Raw genomic sequence first — 25,367 nt, 5'->3', positions numbered from 1 at the left:
AACTTCACACACACCCAACACTGTTGGCAATAACATGCTTGCGTCCACTATGCGGTTCCCGAGAAACGGGCACCACCCCCACCCCCCACACACACACGTGCGGGCGGCCACGGGGTGAACCCAGACAACTCGATAAAGTTACGGCGGTCATAGCGTTGGGGAAACGCCCGGTCCCATTCCGAACCCGGAAGCTTAGCCCTTCAGCGCCGATGGTACTGCCCTCGAGAGGGGGTGGGAGAGTAGGACGCCGCCGGACACCCATTCACGAAAGGCCCACCCCCCAGGGGGTGGGCCTTTCGCATACCCGGATCCCCTCACCACCATCCGCGGCCGCGGCGTTCCGCCACGCTGCGTGACGACCACGTGAGCACGGCAGGGCCTGCATCGCAGCTCAACGGCTGCCCACGACCGCGAGCGGGCCGAGCCGACAGGGTCGTCGGTAGCAGCTGCTCCGGTCGCTGGCCGGGCGGCTGAGGGGGATCGCGCCTCATCCGCTCCCATGGCTCGCCGTGGCGCGGAGCCGCGTACGCACTCACGCGGCGCTCAGAGGCCTCGACGTCCACCCTCGGCGGCCAGAGCCTCGACGGTCAGAGCCTCGACGGTCAGAGCCTCGACGACCAGAGCGCTCGACGTGCCGGGCGCCCGTCCTGGGCGCGTGGTGCTCCTTGTTCTCCGGGACGGGTCCTCGCGGTGCCGGGAGCCCGGATCCGGTGCCCCACGCCCCGCCGTGCTGTCCACGCCCGCCGGCCGTGCCCGTAGGCGGGGTCGCCCCCGTCGGCGCCCGGCGCGTCGTCACCGACGGCGCATCCCGGTGCCTCCGCACGTCCGTCGGCCCGCACCCGGTGGATGCGGCGCCGGCCTCGGCCCAGCGCGCTCCGGACGCGGCCCCCGGCCTGGCGCCCTCGGGTACGGCGGCGCACGGCGGCGCGGCCTGCGCCGGGCGGGGCCGCGGGATCGGCGACCCACCTCCGCATGCCCTTCACGCGGCTGGTAGCGCGCGGGTTCTCCGGGGCTGACCATGGGACATGCGGGGGACACGGCCGGGCCTCGCCGCGAGGGTCTCGCGGGCGGCCGCAGTGAGCATCGACTCACTTGACACGTCGCCCGTGCGAGAGCGAGACTTCACGGAACGGAAACCCATTTTCGGTGGGTGGAATCGTCCGAAGGAGGATCGCTCGATGACGAGTGCGGGTCTCGAGGCATTCAACGCGGCGGACGTGGACGCTGCTCTCGTGCAGGTCCTCTCCTGCGCGGCCGTGTCCCGGTGGGCCGAGGCGGTCGTCGCCGGCCGTCCCTACGCCGACACCGCCGCCGCCCTCGCGGCGGCGCGCGCGGTGGCCGACCCCTGGACCGAGGAGGAGATCGACTCCGCCCTCGCGCGCCACCCGCGGATCGGCGAGCGGGCGTCGGGGGAGGACGCCGACGCCGCGCACTCCCGGCGGGAGCAGGCCGGGCTCGGCGACCTCGCCGCTTCGGTGGAGGAGCGCCTGCGCGAAGGGAATCGCGCCTACGAGGCGCGGTTCGGCCACGTGTTCCTCATCCGCGCGGCGGGCCGGAGCGCCGAGGAGATCCTCGGCTCGCTCGAGGAGCGCCTCGGGAACGACGCCGCCACCGAGCGACGGATCGCCGGCCAGCAGCTGCGGGAGATCGCCGTGCTGCGGCTGGAAGGAGAGCTCTCATGACCTCGCACATCACCACCCACGTGCTCGACGCCGTCTCGGGCCTGCCCGCGGCGGGCGTCGCCGTGTCCCTCTGGAGCGTCGGCGCGGACACGGCCGAGCGGCTCGCGGACGCGACCACGGACGCCGACGGCCGGGTGAAGGACCTCGGCCCCGGGGCGCTCGAGCCCGGCACCTACCGCGTGACCTTCGCGACCGGCGAGTACTTCGCCGCGCAGGGGACCCCCACGTTCTACCCGTCGATCACCATCGACTTCACCGTCGAGGCCGGCCGTGACCACTACCACGTGCCCTGCCTGCTCAGCCCGTTCGCGTACTCCACGTACCGCGGGAGCTGACGGGCCCTCCGGCCCGCATCACCGGCCGCGGCAGAGGCGCCGCGACCTGCGTCATCGTCATAGGAGACGTGCCCGCCGGCCCTTCGGGGGCCGGCACGGGACAACGCAACAACAGATGAAGGAGTCAGCAAGATGACCGCCACCGCCACCGACGCACAGGCCACGACCGGCACGATCGTGCTGGGCGACAACCAGTACGGCAAGGCCGAGGTCCGCGTCATGAAGGTCGACCGGGACCAGGCGCGCCACCGCATCACCGAGCTCTCCGTGACCTCGCAGCTGCGCGGCGACTTCTCCGCCGCCCACATCGAGGGCGACCAGGGCCTCGTGGTCCCGACGGACACGCAGAAGAACACCGTGTTCGCGCTCGCCAAGGACGGCATCGCCTCGCCCGAGGAGTTCGCGCTCCGGCTGGGCGAGCACTTCACCTCGAGCTTCGACTGGATCGAGGGCGGCCGGTGGGAGGCCAAGGAGTACACCTGGGAGCACATCCCCTCCTCCCTCGCGAACCACGTCACCGACGGCGAGCACGACCACGCCTTCGTCAAGGGCGGCACCGAGACCCGCACCACGGTGGTGCAGCGCGACGGGGACGACGTCTTCGTCGTCTCGGGCCTGGAGGACCTCAAGGTCCTCAAGTCCACGGGGTCGGAGTTCCACGGCTTCCCGAAGGACCGCTACACCACGCTGCAGGAGACCACCGACCGCATCCTCGCGACCTCGGTGACCGCCCGCTGGCGCTACACGACGCTCGACATCGACTTCAACGCCGTCTACGACGACGTGCGCCGCATCCTGCTGGAGACGTTCGCGGACGTCCACTCCCTCGCCCTGCAGCAGACGCTGTTCCAGATGGGCAAGAAGGTGCTCGAGGCGCACCCGGAGATCGGCGAGATCAAGTTCTCGATGCCGAACCTGCACCACTTCGTCGTCGACTTCGAGCCCTTCGGCCTGGAGAACCCGAACGAGGTCTTCTACGTCGCCGACCGCCCGTACGGGAAGATCGAGGCGGAGGTGAAGCGGGAGGGCGCCGACCAGGAGCCGCGCGCGTGGGCCACCGTCACGGGGTTCTGCTGATCGCGGTCCGGCTGATCAGCGAGGCACCGTGCAGTCGGTTCGAAGGAGCATCGAGATGAGCACGACGACGACGATCGACGACGCGACGTCGGTCGCGCCGGCCGCAGGCGGCCGGCCGGAGGACGAGCGGTACCCGCTCGGCAAGACCTTCCTCTACGGCCTGCAGCACATCATGACGATGTACGGCGGCGTGATCGCGCCGCCGATCATCGTCGGGCAGGCGGCGGGCCTCGACGGCGCGCAGATCGGTCTGCTGGTCTCGGCGGCGCTGCTCGTCAGCGGCCTGGCCACCGCGCTCCAGACGCTGGGCATCCGCTTCTTCGGGTCGCAGCTCCCGCTCGTCCAGGGGATCTCGTTCGCCACCGTGTCCACGATGGTCGCGGTGGCGAGCGGGGACGGCGGCCTGCCCGCCGTCTTCGGCGCCATCATCGTGGCGGCCGCGATCGGCCTGGCGATCACCCCGTTCTTCGCCCAGGTCGTGCGGTTCTTCCCGCCGGTCGTCACGGGCACCATCATCACGATCATCGGGGTCTCGCTGCTGCCGACCGCGGCCGGCTGGATGATGGGCGGCGACGCGGAGGCGGCCGACTGGGGCTCCGTCCCGAACATCTCGCTCGCGCTCGGCACGCTGGCCGTGGTGCTCGTGCTCAGCAGGTTCCTGCAGGGCACGATCTCCCGGCTGTCCATCCTCTTCGGGCTGGTCATCGGCACGGTCGTGGCCGTGCCGCTGGGGCTCGCGGACTTCTCGGGCGTGGGGCAGGGGGCCGTGTTCGAGCTCCCGACGCTGTTCGCCTTCGGCATGCCCGTCTTCGAGGTCGGCGCCATCATCTCGATGACCATCGTGATCCTCGTGATCATGACGGAGACCACCGCCGACCTCATCGCCATCGGCGAGGTGCTGGACACCGAGGTCGACTCCAAGCGGGTCGGCGACGGCCTGCGGGCCGACATGGCGGCCACCCTGGTGGCACCGCTGCTCAACTCGTTCCCGGCGTCGGCGTTCGCGCAGAACGTGGGCCTGGTGGCGATCACCGGCATCCGCTCGCGGTTCGCCGTCGCGGCCGGCGGCGCCGTGCTGTTCGTGCTGGGGCTGTTCCCGGTGCTGGGCCGCGTGGTCGCGGCGATCCCCGCGCCCGTGCTGGGCGGGGCCGGCATCGTCCTGTTCGGGTCCGTGGCCGTGTCCGGCATCCGCACGCTGTCGCGCGTCGAGTACGAGGGCAACCTCAACCTGACGCTCGTGGCGGTGGCGCTCGGCTTCGGGATCATCCCGATCGCCGTCCCCGACTTCTACGACCAGTTCCCCACCTGGGTGGGCATGATCTTCCACTCCGGCATCGCGGCCGCCGCGGTCGTGTCGGTGGTGCTGAACCTCGTGTTCAACGAGATCCGATGGGGCCGGCGCAGCACGGACCCGTCGGTGTTCACCGCGGGGTCCTCGGCGCGGCTGGTCGTCACCGAGGAGCAGGAGCAGCGCCGGGCGGAGTACTTCGCGCGGCTCGACGCCGAGCACCAGGCCGCCCGCCGCGCCCGACTCAACGCGGACGTGCGGGCGCGGGTGCGCCACGGGCACGGCCGCCGCTCGGGCTGCGTCTCGGCGATCGACCTCGACGCCGACGGCGTGCCCGACGTGCTGCAGATCCGGGAGGGGGCGCGCGCCGCGGTCGCGGAGCGCCGCCCCGGCGCGGACTCGCGACCGCTGGTGCACGCGGGCGCGGCCGAACCGGGGGACCGGTGAGCGCGGTGCGCGCCCCCGCACGACGGAGGGCGCGAGGCGGGACCACCGCCTCGCGCCCCCCGTCGGGCCCGCGCCTGCGCTCAGGCCGCGGAGAGCAGCTCCTTGGAGATGGTCTCGGCCACCTCGTGCAGCAGGGGGAGCGCGGCCTCGCCGAACTCGTAGGTGACGCGGGCCGCCGGCCCCGACACCGAGAGGGCGGTGGGCGTGGGGGCGCCCTTGACGGGAACGGCGAAGCACCGCACGCCGATCTCCTGCTCGCCGTCGTCGACGGCGTACCCCTGCTCGCGGATGGTGCCGATCTCCTTGAGGAGGTCGTCCGGGTCCGTGATCGACAGGTCGGTGGCCGGCGGCATCCCGACGCGGCCCACGATGTCGCGGATGGTCTGGTCCGGCAGCTCGGCGAGCACCATCTTGCCGACGCCGGTGCAGTGCGTGTAGACGCGCCGTCCCACCTCGGTGAACATCCGCATCGAGTACGACGACGAGGCCTGGGCGACGTACACCACCATGTCGCGGTCGATCATCGCGAGGTTGGCGCTCTCGCCGAGCTCGCGGGCCAGGCGCTCCAGGTGGGGGCGGGCGCTGGCGCCGAGCTGGCGTCCCGCGCTCTCGCCCAGCCGGATCAGCCGCGGCCCGAGGGTGTAGCGGCGGGACGGGAGCTGGCGGGCGTAGCCCCGGCCGACGAGCGTCCGCATCAGCCGGTGGATCGTCGGGAGCGGGAGGCCGGCCGCGGCCGCCAGCTCGCTCAGCGCGGCGTCCCCGCCCAGGTCGGTCATGATCTCGAGCAGGTCGATCGCCCGGTCCACCGACTGGACTCCGGTGCCGTTCGCCATGGTCAGGTCCCCCTTCGCAAAGTCTCGTGAACCGTTCCCGGTTCTAGAAACCATCCTTCCACATCTCGAAACTTCATGTCATCAGCTCCCCGAAAGGACACCCAGGCCATGGCGATGCCCAGCCCCAGCTACACGATCACCCTCCGCGTCGAGGCGCCGGCCTCCCAGCGCGCGACGAGCGAGATCGTCCACGAGATCGCCACGGCGGGCGGTTCGGTGATGGGCGTCGACATCGCGCAGTCGCACACCGACACGATCGTCGTCGACGTCACCTGCGACACTGTGGACGCCGAGCACGGCGAGCGGATCGTCCAGGCCCTGGACGCGCTCGAGGGCGTGCGCGTGCTGAAGATGTCGGACTCGACGTTCCTCATGCACCTCGGCGGCAAGATCTCGATCGCGCCGAAGGTGCCGCTCAAGACCCGCCGCGACCTGTCGCGCGCGTACACCCCCGGCGTCGCCCGCGTGTGCCTCGCGATCGCCGCCCGCCCGGAGGACGCGCGCCGCCTCACCATCAAGCGCAACACCGTCGCCGTGGTCACCGACGGCACCGCCGTCCTGGGGCTCGGCGACATCGGCCCGGAGGCCGCCATGCCGGTCATGGAGGGCAAGGCGGCACTGTTCAAGCAGTTCGCCGACGTCGATGCGTGGCCCATCGCCCTCGACACGACGGACACCGAGGAGATCATCCGGACCGTCAAGGCGATCGCGCCCGGCTTCGGCGGCGTGAACCTCGAGGACATCTCCGCCCCGCGCTGCTTCGAGATCGAGAAGCGCCTGCGCGAGGAGCTGGACATCCCCGTCTTCCACGACGACCAGCACGGCACCGCCATCGTGGTGCTGGCGGCGCTCATCAACGCGCTCAAGGTGGTGGGCAAGAAGATCGAGGACGTCCGCATCGCCGTCTCCGGCGTCGGCGCCGCCGGCTCCGCCATCATCCGGCTGCTGCTCGCCCAGGGCGCCCGCGACATCATCGGCTTCGACCGTCACGGCGCGCTCACCACCGAGTCCGCGCACGGCGACGAGAACCGCGCGTGGATCGTGGAGAACACCAACCCGTCCGGCTTCACGGGCACGCTCAAGGAGGGCCTGGTGGGCGCCGACGTCTTCGTGGGGGTGTCGGCCGGCAACATCCTCACGGGCGCGGACGTCGCGCGGATGAGCGACGACGCGATCGTGTTCGCCCTCGCGAACCCGACGCCCGAGGTCGACCCGATCGCCGCCGGCGAGACGGCCGCCGTCGTCGCCACGGGCCGCAGCGACTACCCGAACCAGATCAACAACGTGCTGGCGTTCCCGGGCCTGTTCCGCGGGCTGCTCGACGCGGGTGCCACGCAGATCACCGACGAGATGCTGCGCGTCGCGGCCGTCGCGATCTCCTCGGTGGTGAGCGAGGACGAGCTCAACTCCGCGTTCATCATCCCGGGCGTCTTCGACAGCCGCGTGGCCGAGGCGGTCGCCGACGCCGTCCGGGCCGAGGGGCACAAGGAGGTCCCGGTGGCGGAGCACCGCGCCGAGGACGCCGAGCGCCTCGCCCAGCACCTGGGCCGGGCGCTCCAGCCGGAGGCGGCGGTGGTCCGATGAAGGTCTCCCTCGACCAGGCCGCGCTCGGCGACGTCGAGCGCCGCCTTGCCGCGCACGACGCCCACCTCGACCGTGCCTACCCGGGCGACGACGGCACGCGTCAGCCGGTGCACACCGTCTACGTGCCGGCGCACCGGTACAGGGCGGGGCTCGCGACGAAGTGGGGCGCGCAGGCGTGGGCCGCCGTGGAGGCGCAGGGGACCGACGCGCTCCTCGACGCCGTCGGCGTGCGCGCCGACCTCCGCGACGCGGTCGCGGCGCAGGTGGAGCGCAAGCTCGCCACCGAGCCGATCGAGGACCTGCGCATCGACCTCGAGGACGGGTACGGGACGCACCCGGACGCGGCCGAGGACGAGGTGACCGCGGCGGCCGCCGCGGCCCTGCGGGCCGAGCTGGACGCCGGGGGCGCGACGCCGTTCGTGGGCATCCGCTTCAAGTGCTTCGAGCGGCCGACGCGGGCGCGCGGGCTGCGCACCCTGGACGTCTTCGTCAGCACCCTGGCGTCGTCGGGCGACCTGCCGGAGGGGCTCGTCCTGACCCTGCCGAAGGTGACCGCCGTCGCGCAGGTCGAGGCGATGGTCGCGGTGTGCGAGCGCCTCGAGGAGGCGAACGGGCTCCCCGCGGGCCGGCTGCGGTTCGAGGTGCAGGTGGAGACGCCGCAGTCGATCCTCGACTCCGCCGGCACGGCCACGGTCGCGCGGATGATCCACGCGGGCGACGGGCGGGTGAGCGGCCTGCACTACGGCACCTACGACTACTCGGCGTCGCTCGGCATCTCCGCGGCGTACCAGTCGATGGAGCACCCGGCGGCGGACCTCGCCAAGGAGGTCATGCAGCTCGCGGCCGCGGGGACGGGCGTGCGCCTGTCCGACGGGTCGACGAACATGCTGCCGGTCGGGGACGACGCGCAGGTGCGCGCCGCGTGGGCGAACCACGGGCGCCTCGTGCGGCGCTCGCTGGAGCGGGGGTTCTACCAGGGCTGGGACCTGCACCCGGCCCAGCTCCCGAGCCGGTTCGCCGCGACGTACGCGTTCTACCGCGAGGGCTTCCGGCCCGCGGCGGAGCGGCTGTCGAACTACGTGAACAAGGTGGAGGGGGCGGTGCTCGACGAGCCCGCCACCGCGAAGGCGCTCGCGTGGTACCTCAAGCGCGGCCTCGACTGCGGGGCGCTCGGCGCCGACGAGATCGTCGGGCGCACCGGCCTGCAGCAGGCGGAGCTCACGGCGATGGTGACCCGCCCGGTCGGGGCCTGACCCGCGCCCCGGCGCCACGGCCCGGCCACGACGGCCCGGTGGGACCTCGGTCCTCCCGGGCCGTCGTGCTGTCCCGGACCGTCGGCGCTGCTGGTGGCGCCGGCTGTGGGCCGGATCACGACCGGAGGGCGGGACGGGCCCCGGCGGGGGTTGACCTTTCCTGCCGGCGCGGCGTAGCGTTTTCACAACAAGGAACCATTCTTCCATCTGGCGAAAGCGAGTCAGCGATGACGGACCAGATCCCCTACACCGTGAACTGCTCGATCCTCCTTACGGACCTGCCGCTCCTGGAGCGTCCGGCGGCCGCCAGGGCGGCCGGCTTCGACGGCGTCGAGTTCTGGTGGCCCTTCGCCACCCCGACGCCCGCGGCGGACGAGATCGACGCGTTCGTCGGCGCGCTGGCCGACGCCGGCGTGCAGCTGACGGGCCTCAACTTCGACGCCGGCAACATGCCCGGCGGCGACCGCGGCCTGGTCTCCTGGCCGGAGCGCTCGGCCGACCTGCGTGCCAACCTCGACGTCGTCGCCGCCATCGGCGAGCGCACCGGCTGCCGCGCGTTCAACGCGCTCTACGGCAACCGCGTCGACGGCGCGGACCCCGCGGCCCAGGACGGGCTCGGCGCCGAGAACCTCGCGCTGGCGGCGAAGGCCGTCGAGCGCATCGGCGGCACGGTGCTGCTGGAGCCGGTCTCCGGCGCCCCCGCCTACCCGCTGACGTCGTCGGCCGACGTCGTCGCCGTCCTGGACCGCGTCCGCGACGAGCACGGCGCCACCAACCTCGGGCTGCTCTTCGACGTCTACCACCTGTCGGTCAACGGCTCGGACGTCGACCTCGACCTCAAGACCTACGGCGACCGCATCGCCCACGTCCAGGTCGCCGACGCCCCCGGCCGCGGCGCCCCGGGCAGCGGGGACCTGCCGATCCGGCGCTGGATCGGCGACCTGCGCTCCGCCGGCTACGCCGGGCCCGTCGGCCTCGAGTACAAGACGGCCGACGCCGACCCGTTCGCCTGGCTCCCGCGCGAGGAGCGCGGCCAGGGCACCGCCGCCTGACGGCGCCCCCGACCGCAGCAGCCACCCCGCACCCGAAAGAGAGACACCGATCATGAGCACCATCGCCTTCATCGGCCTCGGCATCATGGGCAGCCCGATGGCCGTCCACCTCCAGGACGCCGGGCACTCCGTCGTCGGCTACAACCGCACCGCCGCGAAGGCGCAGCCCCTCGTCGAGGCCGGCGGCACCGCCGCCTCGTCGGTGGCCGAGGCCGTCAAGGCGGCGGACGTCGTCGCGGTCATGGTGCCGGACTCCCCGGACGTCGAGGGCGTGCTCACCGGTGACGACGGCGTCCTCGCGAACGCGCAGCCGGGCACGCTGATCATCGACTTCTCGTCGATCCGCCCCGACGTGACGATCGCGCTCGCCGACCAGGCGAAGGCCGCCGGCTTCCGCTACCTCGACGCGCCGGTCTCCGGCGGCGAGGCGGGCGCCGTGAACGCCGCGCTGTCGATCATGGTCGGCGGCTCCGCCGAGGACTTCGCCGCCGCGTCCGAGGTGTTCGACGCCGTCGGCAAGACGGTCGTGCACGTGGGCCCGTCGGGCTCGGGCCAGACGGTCAAGGCCGCGAACCAGCTCATCGTCGCCGGGAACATCGCGCTGCTCGCCGAGGCAGTGGTCTTCCTCGAGGCATTCGGCGTCGACACCGAGGCGGCCGTCAAGGTCCTCGGCGGCGGCCTCGCCGGGTCGGCCGTGCTGAACCAGAAGGCGCAGAAGATGCTGGGTCGCGAGTTCGCCCCCGGCTTCCGCATCGACCTGCACCACAAGGACCTGGGCATCTTCACGACCGCCGCGCGCGAGCAGGGCGTCGTCGCCCCCGTCGGCGCCGTCGTCGCGCAGCTCATGGCCGCGGCCCGCGCCGAGGGCGACGGGTCGCTGGACCACTCCGGCCTGTTCAACGCGATCGCGCGCCTCTCGGGTCGCGACTGACCGTCGCGCCCGTCCCCGACATCCCAGAAGACTCGAAGGAGAGCACCATGCCCCGCATGCGCGCGGCCGACGCCGCGGTCGCCATCCTGGCGAAGGAGGGTGCCACCGAGGCCTTCGGCCTCCCCGGCGCCGCCATCAACCCGTTCTACGACGCCATGCGGCAGCACGGCGGCATCCACCACGTGCTCGCCCGGCACGTCGAGGGCGCGTCGCACATGGCCGACGGCTACTCGCGCGCCGAGCGCGGCAACATCGGCATCTGCATCGGCACGTCGGGCCCCGCGGGCACCGACATGATCACCGGCCTCTACGCCGCGTGGGCCGACTCGATCCCGATGCTGTGCATCACGGGCCAGGCCCCGGTGGCCAAGCTCGACAAGGAGGACTTCCAGGCCGTCGACATCGCGTCGATCGCCGCGCCGGTCACCAAGCTGGCGAAGACGGTCCTCGAGGCGTCGCAGGTGCCGGGCGTCTTCCAGCGGGCGTTCCAGCTCATGCGCTCCGGCCGCCCCGGCCCGGTGCTCATCGACCTCCCGATCGACGTGCAGATGACGGAGATCGAGTTCGACCCGGAGACCTACGAACCGCTGCCCGTGGAGCGGCCCGAGGCCACGCGCGCGCAGGTCGCCAAGGCCCTGGACATGCTGCTCGCCGCCGAGCGCCCGCTGATCGTCGCCGGCGGCGGCATCATCAACGCGGGCGCGGAGGCCGAGCTGGTCGAGCTCGCCGAGACCCTCGGCGTGCCGGTCGTGCCGACCCTCATGGGCTGGGGCGCGATCCCCGACGACCACCCGCTGACCGCGGGCATGGTCGGCATCCAGACGTCGCACCGCTACGGCAACGCGACCTTCCTGGAGTCGGACTTCGTGATCGGCGTCGGCAACCGGTGGGCCAACCGCCACACCGGCGGCCTGAAGACGTACACCGAGGGGCGCACCTTCGTGCACGTCGACATCGAGCCCACGCAGATCGGCCGCGTGTTCGCGCCCGACTACGGCGTGGTCTCGGACGCGGGCGCCTTCCTGCGCACCGCGCTCGAGGTGGCCGCGGAGCGCAAGGCCGCCGGACAGGTCAAGGACTACTCCGCCTGGGCCGCGTCCGCGCAGGAGCGCAAGGGGACGCTGCAGCGCAAGACGCACTTCACCGAGGTGCCGATCAAGCCGCAGCGCGTGTACGAGGAGATGAACAAGGCCTTCGGCCGCGACACGGTCTACGTCACCACGATCGGCCTGTCGCAGATCGCCGGCGCCCAGCTGCTGCACACCTACAACCCGCGGCACTGGATCAACGCCGGCCAGGCGGGCCCGCTGGGCTGGACCGGCCCGGCCGCGCTCGGCGTGTCCCGCGCGCTGCCCGAGGGCAACGTGGTGGCGCTCTCCGGCGACTACGACTTCCAGTTCATGCTGGAGGAGCTCGCCGTGGGCGCGCAGCACCACCTGCCCTACGTGCACGTGGTGGTGAACAACGCCTACCTCGGCCTGATCCGGCAGTCGCAGCGCGCGTTCGACATGGACTTCCACGTCTCCCTCGCGTTCGACAACATCAACTCGGCGGAGACCGAGGGTTACGGCGTGGACCACGTCAAGGTCGCCGAGGCCCTGGGCTGCAAGGCGATCCGGGTCAAGGACCCGGAGGACCTGGCCGCGGCGTTCGCCAAGGCGCAGGCCATGACGGCCGAGTTCCAGGTGCCCGTGGTGGTCGAGGTCATCCTCGAGCGCGTCACCAACATCGCGATGGGCGCCGAGCTCAACGGCGTGAACGAGTTCGAGGACCTGGCCATCTCGGCCGAGGACTCGCCCACGGCCATCGCGCTGCTGGACTGAGCAGTACCCCGACGACGGCGACGGGAGAGACGATGACGACGACGGGCAGCGACGGACGGGGAGGGGGAGCGACGGTGACGACGACCACGGCCCCGGCGGCGCGGACCGCGCCGGGGGGCGCGCCGCGCGTGCTCCTCGCCCCCGACAAGTTCAAGGGCTCGCTGTCCGCGGGCGAGGTCGCCGCCCACCTGGCGGCCGGCCTGCGCCGGGCGGTGCCCGGCGTCGTCGTCGACGAGCTCCCCGTGGCCGACGGCGGCGAGGGCACCCTCGAGGCCGCCCTCGCCGCCGGCCACACCGCGGTGGACGTGGTTGCGACCGGCCCCCTCGGGGAGCCGGTGGCGACCCGGTATGCCCGCCGCGGCGGCACGGCGGTGATCGAGATGGCCGCGGTCACCGGGCTCGCGATGGTGCGCCCGACGGCGGCCACGGCGCTGGCCGCCACCTCCCGCGGCCTCGGCGAGGTGATCGCGCACGCCCTCGACGCCGGGGCGCGCGAGATCGTCATCGGCGTCGGAGGCTCCGCCAGTACGGACGGCGGGTCCGGCATGCTCGCCGCGCTCGGCGCGCGGCTGTCGGGCCCGGCAGGCGACCTCGCGGACGGCGGCGGCCACCTGCACGGGCTGGTCGACGTCGACCTCTCGGGTCTGCACCCCGCCCTCGCGGACACGGAGATCGTGCTGGCGAGCGACGTGGACAACCCGCTCCTGGGCGACCACGGCGCGGCCGCCGTGTACGGGCCGCAGAAGGGCGCCGACCAGGGCACGCTCGCCGAGCTGGAGCTGGGGCTGGCCACCTGGGTGGACGTCCTGGCGACCGTCGGCGTCACCGGCGCCCGCGGGTACGCCGCGGCACCCGGCGCGGGCGCGGCCGGCGGCGTCGGCTTCGCCTGCCTGCTGCTCGGCGCCGAGCGGCGCCCCGGCGTCGACGAGGTGCTCGCCCTCACGGGCTTCGCCGACCGCCTCGCCGGGGTGGACCTCGTCGTCACCGGCGAGGGCAGCCTCGACGGGCAGTCCCTGCACGGCAAGACGCCGGTGGGCGTCGCCGCCGCGGCCGCCGCGGCCGGCGTCCCCACGGTCGCCGTGTGCGGTCGCACCACCCTGAGCCCCGAGAGCGCCGCCGCCGCCGGTCTCCGCGCCGTGCACGCCCTCACCGACGTCGAGCCGGACGTCGCCCGCTGCATCGCCGAGGCGGGCCCGCTGCTCGAGACCCTCGCCGCGCGGTTCGCCGACCACCTCCCGGTGCCTGCCGCGACGGACACCGTGACGACCCCGATGGAGAACGCATGAGCACCGCCACCCACGACCTCGTCGTCCGCGCCGCCCGCGCGCTGACCCCCGACGGCGAACGTGCCGTCGAGGTCGGCGTCACCGACGGCCGGATCGCGGCGGTCGTCCCGCTGGGCACCGGGCTCGCCGGCGCCGAGGTGCTCGAGCTCGCCGAGGACGAGGTGCTGCTGCCCGGCCTGGTGGACTCGCACGTGCACGTCAACGAGCCCGGTCGCACCGAGTGGGAGGGCTTCGCCACCGCCACCCGCGCCGCGGCCGCCGGCGGCGTCACGACCATCGTCGACATGCCGCTCAACTCGCTGCCGCCCACGACCTCGGTCGCGAACCTGGAGGTCAAGAAGCAGCGCGCGGTGGACCAGGCGTTCGTCGACGTCGGGTTCTGGGGCGGCGCGGTGCCCGGCAACACGGCCGACCTGCGGCCCCTGCACGACGCGGGCGTGTTCGGCTTCAAGTGCTTCCTCGCGGACTCGGGGGTGCCCGAGTTCGGGCACCTCGAGACCGACGAGCTGCGCACCGACCTGGCCGAGCTGACCGCGTTCGGCGGACTGCTGATCGTGCACGCGGAGGACCCGGGCACGCTCGAGGACGCCCCCCAGGAGCCCGGCCGGGCCTACAAGGACTTCCTCGCGTCGCGCCCCGCGAAGGCGGAGTCGACGGCCATCGCCGCGCTCATCGACGCGGCGCGCACCACGGGCGGCCGCGCGCACGTGCTGCACCTGTCGGACGCCGACTCCCTGCCGATGATCGCCGCCGCGCGCGCCGAGGGCGTCCGGCTGACGGTCGAGACCTGCCCGCACTACCTGTCGCTGGACGCCGACCACGTGCCGGACGGCGCGACGGCGTACAAGTGCTGCCCGCCGATCCGCGAGCAGGACAACCAGGACCGCCTCTGGCAGGGCCTGCGCGACGGCCTGATCGACATCGTCGTCACGGACCACTCGCCGGCCACGGCCGAGCTCAAGCAGCCGGCCTCCGGCGACTTCGCCGAGGCGTGGGGCGGCGTCGCGTCGCTCCAGCTCGGTCTCGCCGTCGTGTGGACCGAGGCGCGCCGCCGCGGCGTCCCGCTCGCCCAGGTCGTCGGGTGGATGTCCGCCGGACCGGCCGCGCTGGTCGGCCTGGAGCGCAAGGGCGGCATCGCCGTCGGCAAGGACGCGGACCTCGCGGTCTTCGCCCCCGACGCGACGTTCGTCGTCGACCCGACCCGCCTGCACCACAAGAACCCGGTCACGCCGTACGCCGGCCGCGACCTCACGGGCGTGGTGCGGCGCACCCTGCTGCGGGGGCGCGACGTGGGCGACGAGCCCGCCGGCACCCTGCTGCGCCGCGGCGAGGCCTGACCCCGGGTCACGGCCCGCCACCGTTCCCCCGTCACACCGAGAACGAACAGGACACCCCGCGATGACGCGACTCCAGCCGGGCGACACCGCCCCCGACTTCACCCTGACCGACGCCGCCGGCGCCGCCGTGTCCCTCGCGGACGTGCGCGCCGGGGCGGACAAGGGCGTGGTCGTGTACTTCTACCCGAAGGCGGGCACCCCCGGGTGCACCACCGAGGCCTGCGACTTCCGCGACAACCTCGCGTCGCTCGCCGGGGCCGGGTACGCCGTCGTCGGGGTCTCCGCGGACCCCGTCGAGGACATCCGCGCCTTCGTGGAGTCGGAGCGCCTGACGTTCCCCCTGCTGAGCGACGCGGACCACGCGGTGGCCGACGCCTACGGCACGTGGGGGCCAAAGACGATCGGCGGCCGGACGTTCGACGGGGTGCACCGCTGCACGTTCGTCGTCGACCCGGACGGCACGCTCCGCAGCGCGGAGTACGACGTCGAGGCGACGGGCCACGTGGCCGCGCTGCGCGCGCGGCTCGTGGGTGCCTGAGCCAGGCTGGACCCGCTAGGGTTCACCTCAGGCGATTCCGCTAGGCGTAATCAGACTTTCACCATGCAACGTTCCGCAGAACAAGGAGGGACTGTCGTGGAGCTCCCCGACGGCCTGACCATCACCGCCGAGATCGGTGAGCGCGACAACGAGGTGCTCACCCCGGCCGCGCTCGACCTCATCGCGACCCTGCACCGGCAGCTCGGCGCCCGCCGCCTCGAGCTGCTCGACGCGCGGGCCCGCCGCCGCAGGTCGCTCGCCGACGGGGGCACGCTCGACTTCCTGCCCCAGACGGCGCACATCCGTGCCGACGACTCCTGGAAGGTCGCGGCCCCGGCCCCCGGCCTGGTCGACCGCCGCGTCGAGATCACCGGCCCGACCGACCGCAAGATGACGGTCAACGCGCTCAACTCGGGCGCGAAGACGTGGCTCGCGGACCAGGAGGACGCCAACACGCCGCAGTGGCGCAGCGTGGTGGGCGGCCAGCTCAACCTGCTCGACGCGATCGAGCGCCGGATCGACTTCACCAACGAGGCGGGCAAGTCCTACGCCCTGGCGCCCGACGAGGAGCTCGCGACCATCATCGTGCGCCCCCGCGGGTGGCACATGAACGAGAAGCACGTCCTCGTCGACGGCGAGCAGACGTCCGGCGGGCTCGTGGACTTCGCGCTCTACGTCGCGACGGCGGGCCTGCGGCAGATCGAGAAGGGCCTCGGGCCGTACTTCTACCTGCCGAAGATGGAGTCGCACCTCGAGGCGCGCCTGTGGAACGAGGCGTTCGTCATCGCGCAGGACGCCCTCGGCATCCCGCGCGGCACCATCCGCGCCACGGTGCTCATCGAGACCATCCCGGCCGCGTTCGAGATGGAGGAGATCCTCTACGAGCTGCGCGACCACTCGGCCGGCCTCAACGCGGGCCGCTGGGACTACCTGTTCTCGGTGGTGAAGAACTTCCGGACCCGCGGCGAGGAGTTCCTGCTGCCGGACCGCAACCAGATCACGATGACGGTGCCGTTCATGCGGGCGTACACCGAGCTGCTCGTGGCGACCTGTCACAAGCGCGGCGCGCACGCGATCGGCGGCATGGCCGCGTTCATCCCGAGCAAGGACGCCGAGGCCAACGCGCAGGCGTACGCGAAGGTCCGCGCGGACAAGGCCCGCGAGGCCGGCGACGGCTTCGACGGCTCCTGGGTGGCGCACCCGGGCATGGTCGCCACGTGCAAGGAGGTCTTCACCGAGGTGCTGGGGGAGCGGCCGAACCAGATCGACCGCACCCGCGACGACGTGCACGTGACCGCCGCGGACCTGCTGTCCGTGGACAGGACGCCGGGCACGGTCACCGAGGCGGGCCTGCGTAACAACGTGTCCGTGGGCATCCAGTACCTGCGCGCCTGGCTCGGCGGCCTCGGGGCCGTCGCCATCTTCGGCCTCATGGAGGACGCCGCGACCGCGGAGATCTCCCGGTCGCAGGTGTGGCAGTGGCTGCACAACGGGGTCGTCCTCGCCGACTCGGGCGAGAAGGTGACCCGCGAGCTGGTCGACCGCGTCGTCGAGGAGGAGGTGGCGAAGCTCCCGGGCGACGCCGCCGACTACGACGAGGCGCGGACCACCTTCATGGAGGTCGCCGTCGCCGACGAGTACATCGACTTCCTCACGACGGCCGCCTACGAGCGGATGGACTGAGGAACCCGGCACGCTCGGCTGCGACGGGGGCGCCGAGCACCGCCGGTGCGTGACGGCCGGGACCATGGTCCGTGTGACATGGTCCCGGCCGTTTCGTCATGCGGGGACAACGTCCCGGACACGTGCCGACCACTAGACTGGCGGCCATGTCCACCATCTCCCGAGACGAGGTCGCGCGCGTCGCCGCCCTGGCCCGGATCGACCTGCGCGACGACGAGGTCGACCGGCTCGCCGGCGAGCTCGACGTCATCGTCGACTCGATCGCCCGCGTGAACGAGGTCGCCACCCCCGACGTGCCCGCGACGAGCCACCCGCTGCCCATGACCAACGTGTTCCGCGAGGACGTGCCGCAGCCCGCGCTGCCCGTGGCGGACGTGCTGGCCGCCGCGCCGGACGCCCAGGACGGGCGCTTCGCCGTGCCGCAGATCCTCGGGGAGGAGTGAGATGACGGACCTGACCCGCCTCAGCGCGGCGGAGCTCGCCGACGCCCTGGCCCGCAAGGAGGCCTCGAGCGTCGAGGTCACGCGCGCGCACCTGGACCGCATCGCGGCGGTCGACGGCGACGTGCACGCGTTCCTGCACGTGAGCGACGAGGACGCGCTGGCCACGGCCGCCGACGTCGACGCCCGCCGCGCCGCCGGCGAGGAGCTGCACCCGCTGGCCGGCGTGCCGATCGCCGTCAAGGACGTCGTCGTGACGAAGGGCATGCCCTCGACCGCCGGCTCCAAGATCCTCGAGGGCTGGATCCCGCCCTACGACGCGACGCTCGTCGAGAAGATCCGGGCCGCGGGCCTGCCGATCCTCGGCAAGACGAACATGGACGAGTTCGCGATGGGCTCCTCCACGGAGCACTCCGCGTTCGGCAACACCCACAACCCGTGGGACCTCGACCGCATCCCGGGCGGCTCGGGCGGCGGCTCGGCGGCCGCCGTGGCCGCCTTCGAGGCGCCGCTCGCGATCGGCACCGACACCGGCGGCTCGATCCGCCAGCCGGGCGCCGTCACGGGCACCGTCGGCGTGAAGCCGACCTACGGCGGGGTCTCCCGCTACGGCCTCATCGCGATGGCGTCGTCGCTGGACCAGGCCGGGCCCGTGACCCGCACGGTCCTGGACTCCGCGCTGCTGCACGAGCTCATCGGCGGGCACGACCCCCGCGACTCCACGTCCATCCCCGAGGCGCTGCCGCCGCTGGTCGAGGCCGCCCGCGCCGGCGCGCTGGGCGACCTGTCCGGCCTGCGCGTGGGTGTCGTGACGCAGCTGCAGGGCGAGGGCTACCAGCCGGGCGTGCTGGCCCGGTTCCACGAGTCGCTCGAGCTGCTGACCCAGGCCGGTGCCGAGGTCGTCGAGGTCTCCTGCCCGAGCTTCGACTACGCGCTCGCCGCGTACTACCTGATCATGCCGGCGGAGGCGTCGAGCAACCTCGCGAAGTTCGACGGCATGCGCTTCGGCCTGCGCGTCGAGCCCACCGACGGGCCGATCACCGCCGAGCGCGTCATGGCGGCCACCCGCGGCGCCGGCTTCGGCGACGAGGTCAAGCGCCGCGTCGTGCTCGGCACCTACGCCCTCTCGGCCGGCTACTACGACGCCTACTACGGCAGCGCGCAGAAGGTCCGCACCCTCATCCAGCGCGACTTCGCCGCGGCGTTCGCGCAGGCCGACGTGCTGGTCTCGCCCACGGCGCCCACCACGGCGTTCCCGCTGGGGGAGAAGCTGGACGACCCGCTCGCGATGTACCTCAACGACGTCGCGACCATCCCGGCCAACCTCGCGGGCGTGCCGGGCATCTCGGTGCCCAACGGCCTGTCCGACGACGGCCTGCCCGTCGGGTTCCAGATCCTCGCGCCGGCGAAGGCGGACGACCGCCTCTACCGTGTCGGCGCCGCGCTCGAGTCGGCCCTCGAGTCCACCTGGGGCGCCCCGCTGCTGTCGCGCGCACCCCAGCTGGGCTGACGAACGGAGATCATCGCTGTGACCACCACGACCCCTGCTCTCGTCGCCTACGACGACGCTGTGCGCCGCTACGACCCGGTGCTCGGCATCGAGGTGCACGTCGAGCTCGGCACCCGCACCAAGATGTTCTGCGCGGCGGAGCAGTCGTTCGGCGCGGAGCCGAACACGCAGACCACGCCGGTCTCGCTCGGCCTGCCGGGCGCGTTGCCCGTCGTCAACGGGACCGCCGTCGAGTACGCGATCCGCATCGGCCTGGCGCTCAACTGCCAGATCGCGGAGACCTGCCGCTTCGCCCGGAAGAACTACTTCTACCCGGACGTGCCGAAGAACTTCCAGACGTCGCAGTACGACGAGCCGATCGCCTTCGAGGGCTGGCTCGACGTGGAGCTCGAGGACGGCACGGTGCACCGCGTCGAGATCGAGCGCGCGCACATGGAGGAGGACGCCGGCAAGAACACGCACGTCGGTGGGTCCGCGGGCCGCATCCACGGCGCCGAGTACTCGCTGGTCGACTACAACCGCGCCGGCGTCCCGCTGGTGGAGATCGTCACCAAGCCGATCACCGGCGCGGGGGAGCGGGCGCCCGAGGTGGCCCGCGCCTACGTGCAGGCGCTGCGCGACATCTTCCGGGTGCTGGGCGTCTCCGAGGCCCGCATGGAGCGCGGCAACGTGCGCGCCGACGTCAACCTCTCGCTGCGCCCGACGCCCGAGTCGCCCCTCGGCACGCGCACCGAGACGAAGAACGTCAACTCCTTCCGGTCGGTCGAGCGGGCCGTGCGCTACGAGGTCTCGCGGCAGGCCGCGCTCCTCGACGCGGGGCAGACCGTGATCCAGGAGACGCGCCACTTCCACGAGGAGGACGGCTCGACGTCGCCCGGCCGCGTGAAGTCCGACGCCGAGGACTACCGGTACTTCCCGGAGCCGGACCTCGTGCCGGTCGCCCCCTCGCGCGAGTGGGTCGAGGAGATCCGCGCCACCCTGCCCGAGCTGCCGCAGGCCCGGCGCCGCCGCCTGCACGACGAGTGGGGCTTCGCGGACGCCGAGATGCGCGACGTCGTGAACGCGGGCGCGCTCGACCTCGTCGAGGCCACGGTGGCCGCGGGCGCGAGCCCGGCCGCCGCGCGCAAGTGGTGGATGGGCGAGCTGGCCCGCCGCGCCAAGCAGGACGAGGTCGAGCTCGCCGAGCTCGCGATCACGCCCGCGCAGATCGGCGAGCTCCAGCAGCTCGTCGACTCCGGCCGGATCAACGACAAGATCGCCCGGCAGGTGCTCGACGGCGTGCTCGCCGGCGAGGGCGACCCGGAGGCGGTCGTCGTGGCCCGCGGCCTGGAGGTCGTCTCCGACGACGGCCCGCTGCTCGAGGCGATCGACGCGGCGCTCGCGGCCCAGCCGGACATCGTGGAGAAGGTCCGCGGCGGCAACCAGGGCCCGGTCGGCGCCATCATCGGGTCCGTCATGAAGGCCACCAAGGGGCAGGCGGACGCCAAGCGCGTGCGCGAGCTGGTGCTGGAGAGGATCGGCTGATGCGCTCGCCCGTCCTGCACGGGGAGCTCGTGCGCCTGCGCGCGCTCGAGGCCGGGGACGCCGACCGCCTGTGGGCGTCGCTGCGCGACCCCGACAACGGCCGGCTCTCGGGGATGGGCACCAGCGGTGCCTCGTCCCGCGCCGAGGTGGGCTCGTGGGCGGCGGACGCGGCGGACCTGCCCGGGCGGTACGACTGGGCGGTCACGTCGGCGGCCGTGCGGGACGGGGAGCTCGTCAGCGACGACCTCCTGGGCGAGATCTCGCTGGACCAGGTGGACCTGCAGCTGATGTCGGCCAACCTGCGCCTGCGGATGATGCCCGACTACCGCGGCCGCGGGTACGGGCGCGAGGCCATCGGCGAGGTGCTGCGGTTCGCGTTCGACCGCGCGGGCGCCGGCCTGGGCCTGCACCGGGTGAGCCTCGCCGTGACGAGCATCAACCCCCGGGCGCGCGCCCTGTACGACTCGCTCGGCTTCCGCGAGGAGGGTCGCCTGCGCGACGCCTTCCGCGACGGGCAGGGCTGGGCGGACGCCATCGTCATGGGCATCCTCGAGGACGAGTTCCGCGCGGGGGCCGGCACGGACTAAGCGCCCCGCCCCACGCACGACGACGCCGGCACCCGCGACCCCGCGGGTGCCGGCGTCGTCGTGTCCGGGGCGGTCGCGGTCGTCTGTCGCCGTCGGCGCGGCGAGGATGGGGAGGTCGCTTGACCGCCGGGACGCGCCCGCACTAATCTCACAGAGCAGAATCTGAATTCCACTGAACGAAAGAACCGGGGTTCAGTCGCCAGGACCACGAGCGAGGAGAGCGTGACGATGACACAGCCAGGGCCGCAGACCACCCGCTACTACACCCCGCAGGGCGGGCTGCCCGGGCAGGAGGAGCTGCTGACCGACCGGGCGATCGTCACCGAGGCGTACACCGTCATCCCGCGCGGCGTGCTCCGCGACATCGTCACCTCCAACCTGCCGGGCTGGGACAAGACGCGGCTGTGGGTGCTCGCTCGCCCCGTCGAGGGCTTCGCGACCACGTTCGCGCAGTACGTCGTCGAGGTCTCCCCGGGCGGCGGCACCGACCGCGGCGAGGTCGAGGAGACCGTGCAGTCGGTCGTCTTCGTCACCGAGGGCACCCTGGTGCTCACCGTCGGCGGCGCCGAGCACGTCCTCGAGCCGGGCGGCTACGCCTACCTCGCGGCCGGCGACGCCTGGGCGCTGCACAACCGCTCGGACGCCAAGGCCGCGTTCCAGTGGGTCCGCAAGGTCTACGAGCGTGTCGACGGCTACGAGGCCAAGACCTTCGTCACCCGCGAGCAGGACGTCGAGCCCCGCCCCATGCCCGACACCGACGGCGCCTGGGCCACGACCCGGTTCGTCGACCCCGACGACCTCGCGCACGACATGCACGTCAACATCGTGACGTTCCAGCCCGGCGGCTCCATCCCGTTCGCGGAGACCCACATCATGGAGCACGGCCTGTACGTGCTCGAGGGCAAGGCGGTCTACCGCCTCAACGGCGACTGGGTCGAGGTGCAGGAGGGCGACTTCATGTGGCTGCGCGCCTTCTGCCCGCAGGCCTGCTACGCCGGCGGCCCCAAGCCCTTCCGCTACCTGCTCTACAAGGACGTGAACCGGCAGGTGCGGCTGGACCGGCGCTGACCGTCGGGGTCAGGCCGACGACACGTCACCGGCGGCGCGCGCGCTCGAAGTCGTCGAGCGCGACGCGCCGCTCGTGCGCGTGGTCGACGACCGGGGCCGGATAGGCCTCCGGCGGCGCGGGCAGCTTCCACGGCTCGTGCACGCCGCGGCCGGGGACGTCTCGCAGCTCGGGCACCCAGCGGCGCACGTAGTCGCCGTCCGGGTCGAACTTCTTCCCCTGGGTCACCGGGTTGAAGACGCGGAAGTACGGGGCCGCGTCGTGCCCGGTGCCCGCCACCCACTGCCAGTTGAGCTGGTTCTGCGACACGTCGCCGTCCACCAGGTGGGCCATGAAGTGTGCCGCCCCGCGCTGCCAGCGCACGTGCAGGTCCTTGACGAGGAACGACGCGACCACCATCCGCACCCGGTTGTGCATCCACCCGGTCGCGAGGAGCTCGCGCATCCCGGCGTCCACGAGCGGGTACCCGGTGCGCCCCGCGGCCCAGGCCTCGAAGGCGCTGTCGCCGGCGGCACCCGTCGCCCAGGAGTCGTCCGGCACGACGGCGCGCAGCGGGCGGGCGCGCGCGTCCGGACGGTGGTGCAGCACGTCCGCGTGGAACTCGCGCCACGCCAGCTCGGAGCGGAACGTCGCGACGTCGTCCGCGGGCGCCCCGCCGGCCTGCGCCTCGCCGAGGTCGGCCAGCAGCGTCCGCGGGTGGACCTCCCCCCAGCGCAGGTGCACGGACATCGCGGACGTGCCCGCGCGGTCCGGCCGGTCCCGGTCCGTCCCGTAGGTCGCGAGGCCGTCGCGCAGGAACGTGTGCCACCGGCGCCGGGCGGCGTCCTCGCCGGCGCGGGGCAGGTGCTCGGCGGTCGGTGCGGCGTCGGGCAGGTCGTCCGTGCGCAGCGACGCCCAGGGGATCTCGCGCGGTCGCGGCGCCGGCGCCCGCCAGCCGTGCTCCAGCCACGCGCCGCGGAACGGGGTGAACACCTGGTAGGGCGTGCCCGCGCCGGTGCGCAGCCGGCCCGGCGAGACCGCGTACGCGGAACCCGTGCGGACCAGGCGGGCGCCGGCCCCGGCCAGCGCGGCCTCCACGGCCTCGTCCCGGCGCCGGCCGTACGGCTCGTGGCTCGCGGCCACGTGCACCTCGGCGGCGCCCACGCTCCCGGCGACGCCCGGCACGACGTCGCGAGGGTCGCCGCGGCGGAGCACCAGCCGGCCGTCGCAGGTGGCGTCGAGGGCGCGGAGGGAGGCGACCAGGTACGCCAGGCGGTTCGACCCCGCCGCCGCCCACAGCGCGTCGTCCAGGACGTAGAGCCCCACGACCTCGCCGCCGCCGGCGCGGGCCGCCTCGACGGCGGCCACGAGAGCGGGGTTGTCGGCGAGGCGCAGGTCGCGGCGGAACCAGAGCACGCTCGTCGTCGGCATCCGCCCACCGTACGTGCCCGCCCGGCTCCCGACCGGATCCCCACCCGACCCCCACCCGACCTCGACCGGGTCCCGACCGCGGCGGAGGTGCGGGTGGAAGCCCGGTCACCGGTCGCAGGTCGCCGGTCCCGGTGTCAGAGTCGACTCCATGACCGATCAGGCGCCGACGGCGGCGCCGCACCCGGAGCACGAGGGGGACCGCGCCTTCTTCGGCCACCCGCGCGGGCTGATGACGCTCGCCACCACGGAGGCGTGGGAGCGGTTCAGCTACTACGGGATGCGCGCCATCCTGCTGCTCTACCTCACGGACACCGTGGCCAACGGCGGCCTCGGGATGGACGCGACGACCGGCGCCGCGTTCGTCTCCATCTACGGCACGTCCGTCTACCTGCTGTCCGTGGTCGGCGGCTGGCTGGCCGACCGCGTGATCGGGGCGCGCCGGTCCGTCCTCTACGGCGGCATCATCATCGCCGCAGGGCACGTGTCCCTCACCGTGCCGACCTACGCCTTCTCGATGCTCGGCATCGGCCTGGTCGCCTTCGGCACCGGGCTGCTCAAGCCGAACGTGTCCTCGATGGTCGGCGAGCTGTACTCCCGCGACGACCCGCGTCGTGACCCGGCCTTCTCGATCTTCTACATGGGGATCAACCTGGGGTCGTTCTTCTCGCCGTTCATCGTCGGCTTCGTGCAGCGCCAGTGGGGCTACCACGCGGGCTTCTCCGTCGCCGCGATCGGCATGGGCATCGCGCTGGTCTTCTTCGTCGCCGGCTACAAGTACCTCGGCAAGGCCGGCACGGACGTGCCGAACCGGATCACGCCGGCGGACCGGCCCGCGGTGGTCCGCCTCGGCCTGATCGTGGTGGGCGCCATCGTGGTCGCGACCCTCCTGGCCGTGCTGATGGCCGGCGGGTGGGGCACCGGCACCTTCATCGACGCGGTGTCCTACCTCGCGCTGGCGACGCCGGTCGTGCTGCTGACCGTCATGTACCGGTCGAAGCGGGTGACGGACGCCGAGCGCCCCCGGGTGGTCGCCTACGTGCCGCTGTTCATCGCGGCGATGCTCTTCTGGATGATCTTCGAGCAGGCGGCGACGACGCTGACGCAGTTCGCCGCGGACCGCACCGACCTGATGCTGTTCGGCATCGAGCTGTCGCCGGCGTTCTTCCAGTCGATCAACCCGGCGTCGATCATCATCCTGGCGCCCGTGTTCGCGTGGCTCTGGACGAGGACGGGCGACCGGCCGCCCACGGCCTACAAGTTCGTCATGGGGCTCACGCTCGCGGCGCTGTCGTTCCTGTTCCTCGCCTGGATGTCCGAGGTGTTCGCGGGCGAGCTGGCACCGCCGTGGGTGCTCGGCGGTGTGTACGTCATCCAGACGCTCGGCGAGCTGTGCCTGTCGCCGGTCGGCATCGCGGCCACGACGCTGCTGGCGCCCCGGGCCTTCCGGGGTCAGGCGATGGCGCTGTGGTTCCTCTCGTCCGCCGCGGGCCAGGCGATCACCGCGCAGACGATCGAGGCGACGGAGGGGGTGTCGGACACGGCGTACTTCGGCGGGATCGGGGTCGTGGCGCTCGCGTTCGCGGGCATCCTGCTGCTGCTCGCGCCGTGGGTCACGCGGCACATTCGCCACGCCGACGAGATGGAGCGCACCCACAGCGCCGGCGCGTGACGCGCCGGCGCC

General features: G+C 73.1%; 21 protein-coding genes and 1 rRNA gene. 20 read left to right on the top strand and 2 right to left on the bottom strand.

What is annotated here, in order from left to right; translation table 11 throughout:
• The first annotated feature begins 139 nt into the window (after nt 1–139).
• The 5 genes from rrf to ACFU9A_RS17000 all read left to right on the top strand — a co-directional run bounded on the left by rrf (nt 140) and on the right by ACFU9A_RS17000 (nt 4,829).
• Nucleotides 140–256, top strand: a 5S ribosomal RNA gene (gene rrf / locus ACFU9A_RS17020).
• A 922-nt stretch (nt 257–1,178) separates the two neighbouring features.
• Nucleotides 1,179–1,682, top strand: coding sequence for a 2-oxo-4-hydroxy-4-carboxy-5-ureidoimidazoline decarboxylase (uraD, locus tag ACFU9A_RS17015; protein WP_430576453.1), 504 nt, complete (start codon nt 1,179–1,181; stop codon nt 1,680–1,682).
• The gene (uraH, locus tag ACFU9A_RS17010) at nt 1,679–2,017 is read left to right on the top strand and encodes a hydroxyisourate hydrolase (protein ID WP_430576452.1); all 339 of its coding nucleotides are present in this window, start codon (nt 1,679–1,681) and stop codon (nt 2,015–2,017) included. Before uraD ends, uraH begins: the two co-directional genes overlap by 4 nt.
• Before the next feature lie 132 nt (nt 2,018–2,149).
• Nucleotides 2,150–3,094 carry a factor-independent urate hydroxylase gene (pucL, locus tag ACFU9A_RS17005; protein ID WP_430576451.1) on the top strand — a complete coding sequence of 315 codons (945 nt, stop codon included), beginning with the start codon at nt 2,150–2,152 and terminating at the stop codon, nt 3,092–3,094.
• Between the two features lie 55 nt (nt 3,095–3,149).
• Entirely contained in the window at nt 3,150–4,829 is a 1,680-nt protein-coding gene (locus ACFU9A_RS17000; protein ID WP_430576450.1) for a nucleobase:cation symporter-2 family protein, read from the top strand.
• Between the two features lie 80 nt (nt 4,830–4,909).
• Here the strand turns inward: ACFU9A_RS17000 and ACFU9A_RS16995 are convergent, their stop codons facing one another.
• A complete protein-coding gene (locus tag ACFU9A_RS16995) occupies nt 4,910–5,662 on the bottom strand; it encodes an IclR family transcriptional regulator (RefSeq protein ID WP_430576449.1) in 753 nt (250 codons plus the stop codon).
• Nucleotides 5,663–5,770: 108 nt separating this feature from the next.
• On the opposite strand from ACFU9A_RS16995, the gene ACFU9A_RS16990 reads away from it, so the two are divergent.
• The 14 genes from ACFU9A_RS16990 (at nt 5,771) to ACFU9A_RS16925 (ending at nt 22,278) form a co-directional block, all read left to right on the top strand.
• The gene (locus ACFU9A_RS16990; protein WP_430576448.1) at nt 5,771–7,246 is read left to right on the top strand and encodes an NAD-dependent malic enzyme; all 1,476 of its coding nucleotides are present in this window, start codon (nt 5,771–5,773) and stop codon (nt 7,244–7,246) included.
• Nucleotides 7,243–8,499 carry a DUF6986 family protein gene (locus ACFU9A_RS16985; RefSeq protein WP_430576447.1) on the top strand — a complete coding sequence of 419 codons (1,257 nt, stop codon included), beginning with the start codon at nt 7,243–7,245 and terminating at the stop codon, nt 8,497–8,499. Before ACFU9A_RS16990 ends, ACFU9A_RS16985 begins: the two co-directional genes overlap by 4 nt.
• Nucleotides 8,500–8,738: 239 nt before the next feature.
• Nucleotides 8,739–9,551 (top strand): hydroxypyruvate isomerase family protein, encoded by an 813-nt coding sequence (locus ACFU9A_RS16980; protein ID WP_430576486.1) that lies wholly within the window; start codon nt 8,739–8,741, stop codon nt 9,549–9,551.
• Nucleotides 9,552–9,603: 52 nt separating this feature from the next.
• Entirely contained in the window at nt 9,604–10,482 is an 879-nt protein-coding gene (locus ACFU9A_RS16975; RefSeq protein ID WP_430576446.1) for a 2-hydroxy-3-oxopropionate reductase, read from the top strand.
• A 47-nt stretch (nt 10,483–10,529) separates the two neighbouring features.
• Nucleotides 10,530–12,305: a glyoxylate carboligase gene (gene gcl / locus ACFU9A_RS16970; protein WP_430576445.1), complete on the top strand. Its 1,776-nt coding sequence runs from the start codon at nt 10,530–10,532 to the stop codon at nt 12,303–12,305.
• Nucleotides 12,306–12,379: 74 nt separating this feature from the next.
• Nucleotides 12,380–13,591: a glycerate kinase gene (locus ACFU9A_RS16965; protein WP_430576444.1), complete on the top strand. Its 1,212-nt coding sequence runs from the start codon at nt 12,380–12,382 to the stop codon at nt 13,589–13,591.
• Nucleotides 13,588–14,928, top strand: a complete 1,341-nt coding sequence (gene allB, locus ACFU9A_RS16960) for an allantoinase AllB (protein ID WP_430576443.1) — start codon at nt 13,588–13,590, stop codon at nt 14,926–14,928. The genes ACFU9A_RS16965 and allB overlap by 4 nt, the downstream gene beginning before the upstream one ends.
• A 61-nt stretch (nt 14,929–14,989) precedes the next feature.
• A complete protein-coding gene (bcp, locus tag ACFU9A_RS16955; protein WP_430576442.1) occupies nt 14,990–15,466 on the top strand; it encodes a thioredoxin-dependent thiol peroxidase in 477 nt (158 codons plus the stop codon).
• A 63-nt stretch (nt 15,467–15,529) separates the two neighbouring features.
• Nucleotides 15,530–17,149: a malate synthase A gene (gene aceB, locus ACFU9A_RS16950; protein ID WP_430576441.1), complete on the top strand. Its 1,620-nt coding sequence runs from the start codon at nt 15,530–15,532 to the stop codon at nt 17,147–17,149.
• 146 nt (nt 17,150–17,295) lie between these two features.
• Entirely contained in the window at nt 17,296–17,592 is a 297-nt protein-coding gene (gene gatC / locus ACFU9A_RS16945; protein ID WP_380323985.1) for an Asp-tRNA(Asn)/Glu-tRNA(Gln) amidotransferase subunit GatC, read from the top strand.
• A 1-nt stretch (nt 17,593) separates the two neighbouring features.
• Nucleotides 17,594–19,099: an Asp-tRNA(Asn)/Glu-tRNA(Gln) amidotransferase subunit GatA gene (gene gatA, locus ACFU9A_RS16940; RefSeq protein ID WP_430576440.1), complete on the top strand. Its 1,506-nt coding sequence runs from the start codon at nt 17,594–17,596 to the stop codon at nt 19,097–19,099.
• An 18-nt stretch (nt 19,100–19,117) separates the two neighbouring features.
• Nucleotides 19,118–20,623 (top strand): Asp-tRNA(Asn)/Glu-tRNA(Gln) amidotransferase subunit GatB, encoded by a 1,506-nt coding sequence (gatB, locus tag ACFU9A_RS16935; protein ID WP_430576439.1) that lies wholly within the window; start codon nt 19,118–19,120, stop codon nt 20,621–20,623.
• On the top strand, nt 20,623–21,210 hold the full coding sequence (locus ACFU9A_RS16930; protein ID WP_430576438.1) for a GNAT family N-acetyltransferase: 588 nt from the start codon (nt 20,623–20,625) through the stop codon (nt 21,208–21,210). Before gatB ends, ACFU9A_RS16930 begins: the two co-directional genes overlap by 1 nt.
• A 228-nt stretch (nt 21,211–21,438) precedes the next feature.
• Nucleotides 21,439–22,278, top strand: coding sequence for a bifunctional allantoicase/(S)-ureidoglycine aminohydrolase (locus tag ACFU9A_RS16925; protein WP_430576485.1), 840 nt, complete (start codon nt 21,439–21,441; stop codon nt 22,276–22,278).
• Nucleotides 22,279–22,303: 25 nt separating this feature from the next.
• On the opposite strand, the gene ACFU9A_RS16920 is transcribed toward ACFU9A_RS16925, so the two are convergent.
• On the bottom strand, nt 22,304–23,686 hold the full coding sequence (locus tag ACFU9A_RS16920; RefSeq protein WP_430576437.1) for a cryptochrome/photolyase family protein: 1,383 nt from the start codon (nt 23,684–23,686) through the stop codon (nt 22,304–22,306).
• Between the two features lie 148 nt (nt 23,687–23,834).
• Here ACFU9A_RS16920 and ACFU9A_RS16915 point away from each other — a divergent pair, with 148 nt between their 5' ends.
• Nucleotides 23,835–25,355 (top strand): peptide MFS transporter, encoded by a 1,521-nt coding sequence (locus ACFU9A_RS16915; RefSeq protein WP_430576436.1) that lies wholly within the window; start codon nt 23,835–23,837, stop codon nt 25,353–25,355.
• The last annotated feature ends 12 nt before the right edge of the window (nt 25,356–25,367 follow it).

This window comes from Isoptericola sp. NPDC057653 (assembly GCF_042799955.1).
Classification (GTDB): Bacteria; Actinomycetota; Actinomycetes; order Actinomycetales; family Cellulomonadaceae; genus Isoptericola.
The sequence above is the reverse complement of the archived record's forward strand: the minus strand, read 5'-3'. Positions and strand labels throughout refer to the sequence as shown.

What these genes read in the sequence shown, in the direction of transcription:
- allB (WP_430576443.1), top strand. Translation starts at nt 13,588, where the DNA reads ATGAGCACCGCCACCCACGACCTCGTCGTCCGCGCCGCCCGCGCGCTG.
- gcl (WP_430576445.1), top strand. Translation starts at nt 10,530, where the DNA reads ATGCCCCGCATGCGCGCGGCCGACGCCGCGGTCGCCATCCTGGCGAAG.
- gatA (WP_430576440.1), top strand. Translation starts at nt 17,594, where the DNA reads ATGACGGACCTGACCCGCCTCAGCGCGGCGGAGCTCGCCGACGCCCTG.
- bcp (WP_430576442.1), top strand. Translation starts at nt 14,990, where the DNA reads ATGACGCGACTCCAGCCGGGCGACACCGCCCCCGACTTCACCCTGACC.
- ACFU9A_RS16985 (WP_430576447.1), top strand. Translation starts at nt 7,243, where the DNA reads ATGAAGGTCTCCCTCGACCAGGCCGCGCTCGGCGACGTCGAGCGCCGC.
- gatC (WP_380323985.1), top strand. Translation starts at nt 17,296, where the DNA reads ATGTCCACCATCTCCCGAGACGAGGTCGCGCGCGTCGCCGCCCTGGCC.
- ACFU9A_RS16925 (WP_430576485.1), top strand. Translation starts at nt 21,439, where the DNA reads ATGACACAGCCAGGGCCGCAGACCACCCGCTACTACACCCCGCAGGGC.
- ACFU9A_RS16975 (WP_430576446.1), top strand. Translation starts at nt 9,604, where the DNA reads ATGAGCACCATCGCCTTCATCGGCCTCGGCATCATGGGCAGCCCGATG.
- ACFU9A_RS17000 (WP_430576450.1), top strand. Translation starts at nt 3,150, where the DNA reads ATGAGCACGACGACGACGATCGACGACGCGACGTCGGTCGCGCCGGCC.
- ACFU9A_RS16990 (WP_430576448.1), top strand. Translation starts at nt 5,771, where the DNA reads ATGGCGATGCCCAGCCCCAGCTACACGATCACCCTCCGCGTCGAGGCG.
- uraD (WP_430576453.1), top strand. Translation starts at nt 1,179, where the DNA reads ATGACGAGTGCGGGTCTCGAGGCATTCAACGCGGCGGACGTGGACGCT.
- ACFU9A_RS16915 (WP_430576436.1), top strand. Translation starts at nt 23,835, where the DNA reads ATGACCGATCAGGCGCCGACGGCGGCGCCGCACCCGGAGCACGAGGGG.
- aceB (WP_430576441.1), top strand. Translation starts at nt 15,530, where the DNA reads ATGCAACGTTCCGCAGAACAAGGAGGGACTGTCGTGGAGCTCCCCGAC.
- pucL (WP_430576451.1), top strand. Translation starts at nt 2,150, where the DNA reads ATGACCGCCACCGCCACCGACGCACAGGCCACGACCGGCACGATCGTG.
- ACFU9A_RS16995 (WP_430576449.1), bottom strand. Translation starts at nt 5,662, where the DNA reads ATGGCGAACGGCACCGGAGTCCAGTCGGTGGACCGGGCGATCGACCTG.
- uraH (WP_430576452.1), top strand. Translation starts at nt 1,679, where the DNA reads ATGACCTCGCACATCACCACCCACGTGCTCGACGCCGTCTCGGGCCTG.
- ACFU9A_RS16920 (WP_430576437.1), bottom strand. Translation starts at nt 23,686, where the DNA reads ATGCCGACGACGAGCGTGCTCTGGTTCCGCCGCGACCTGCGCCTCGCC.
- ACFU9A_RS16930 (WP_430576438.1), top strand. Translation starts at nt 20,623, where the DNA reads ATGCGCTCGCCCGTCCTGCACGGGGAGCTCGTGCGCCTGCGCGCGCTC.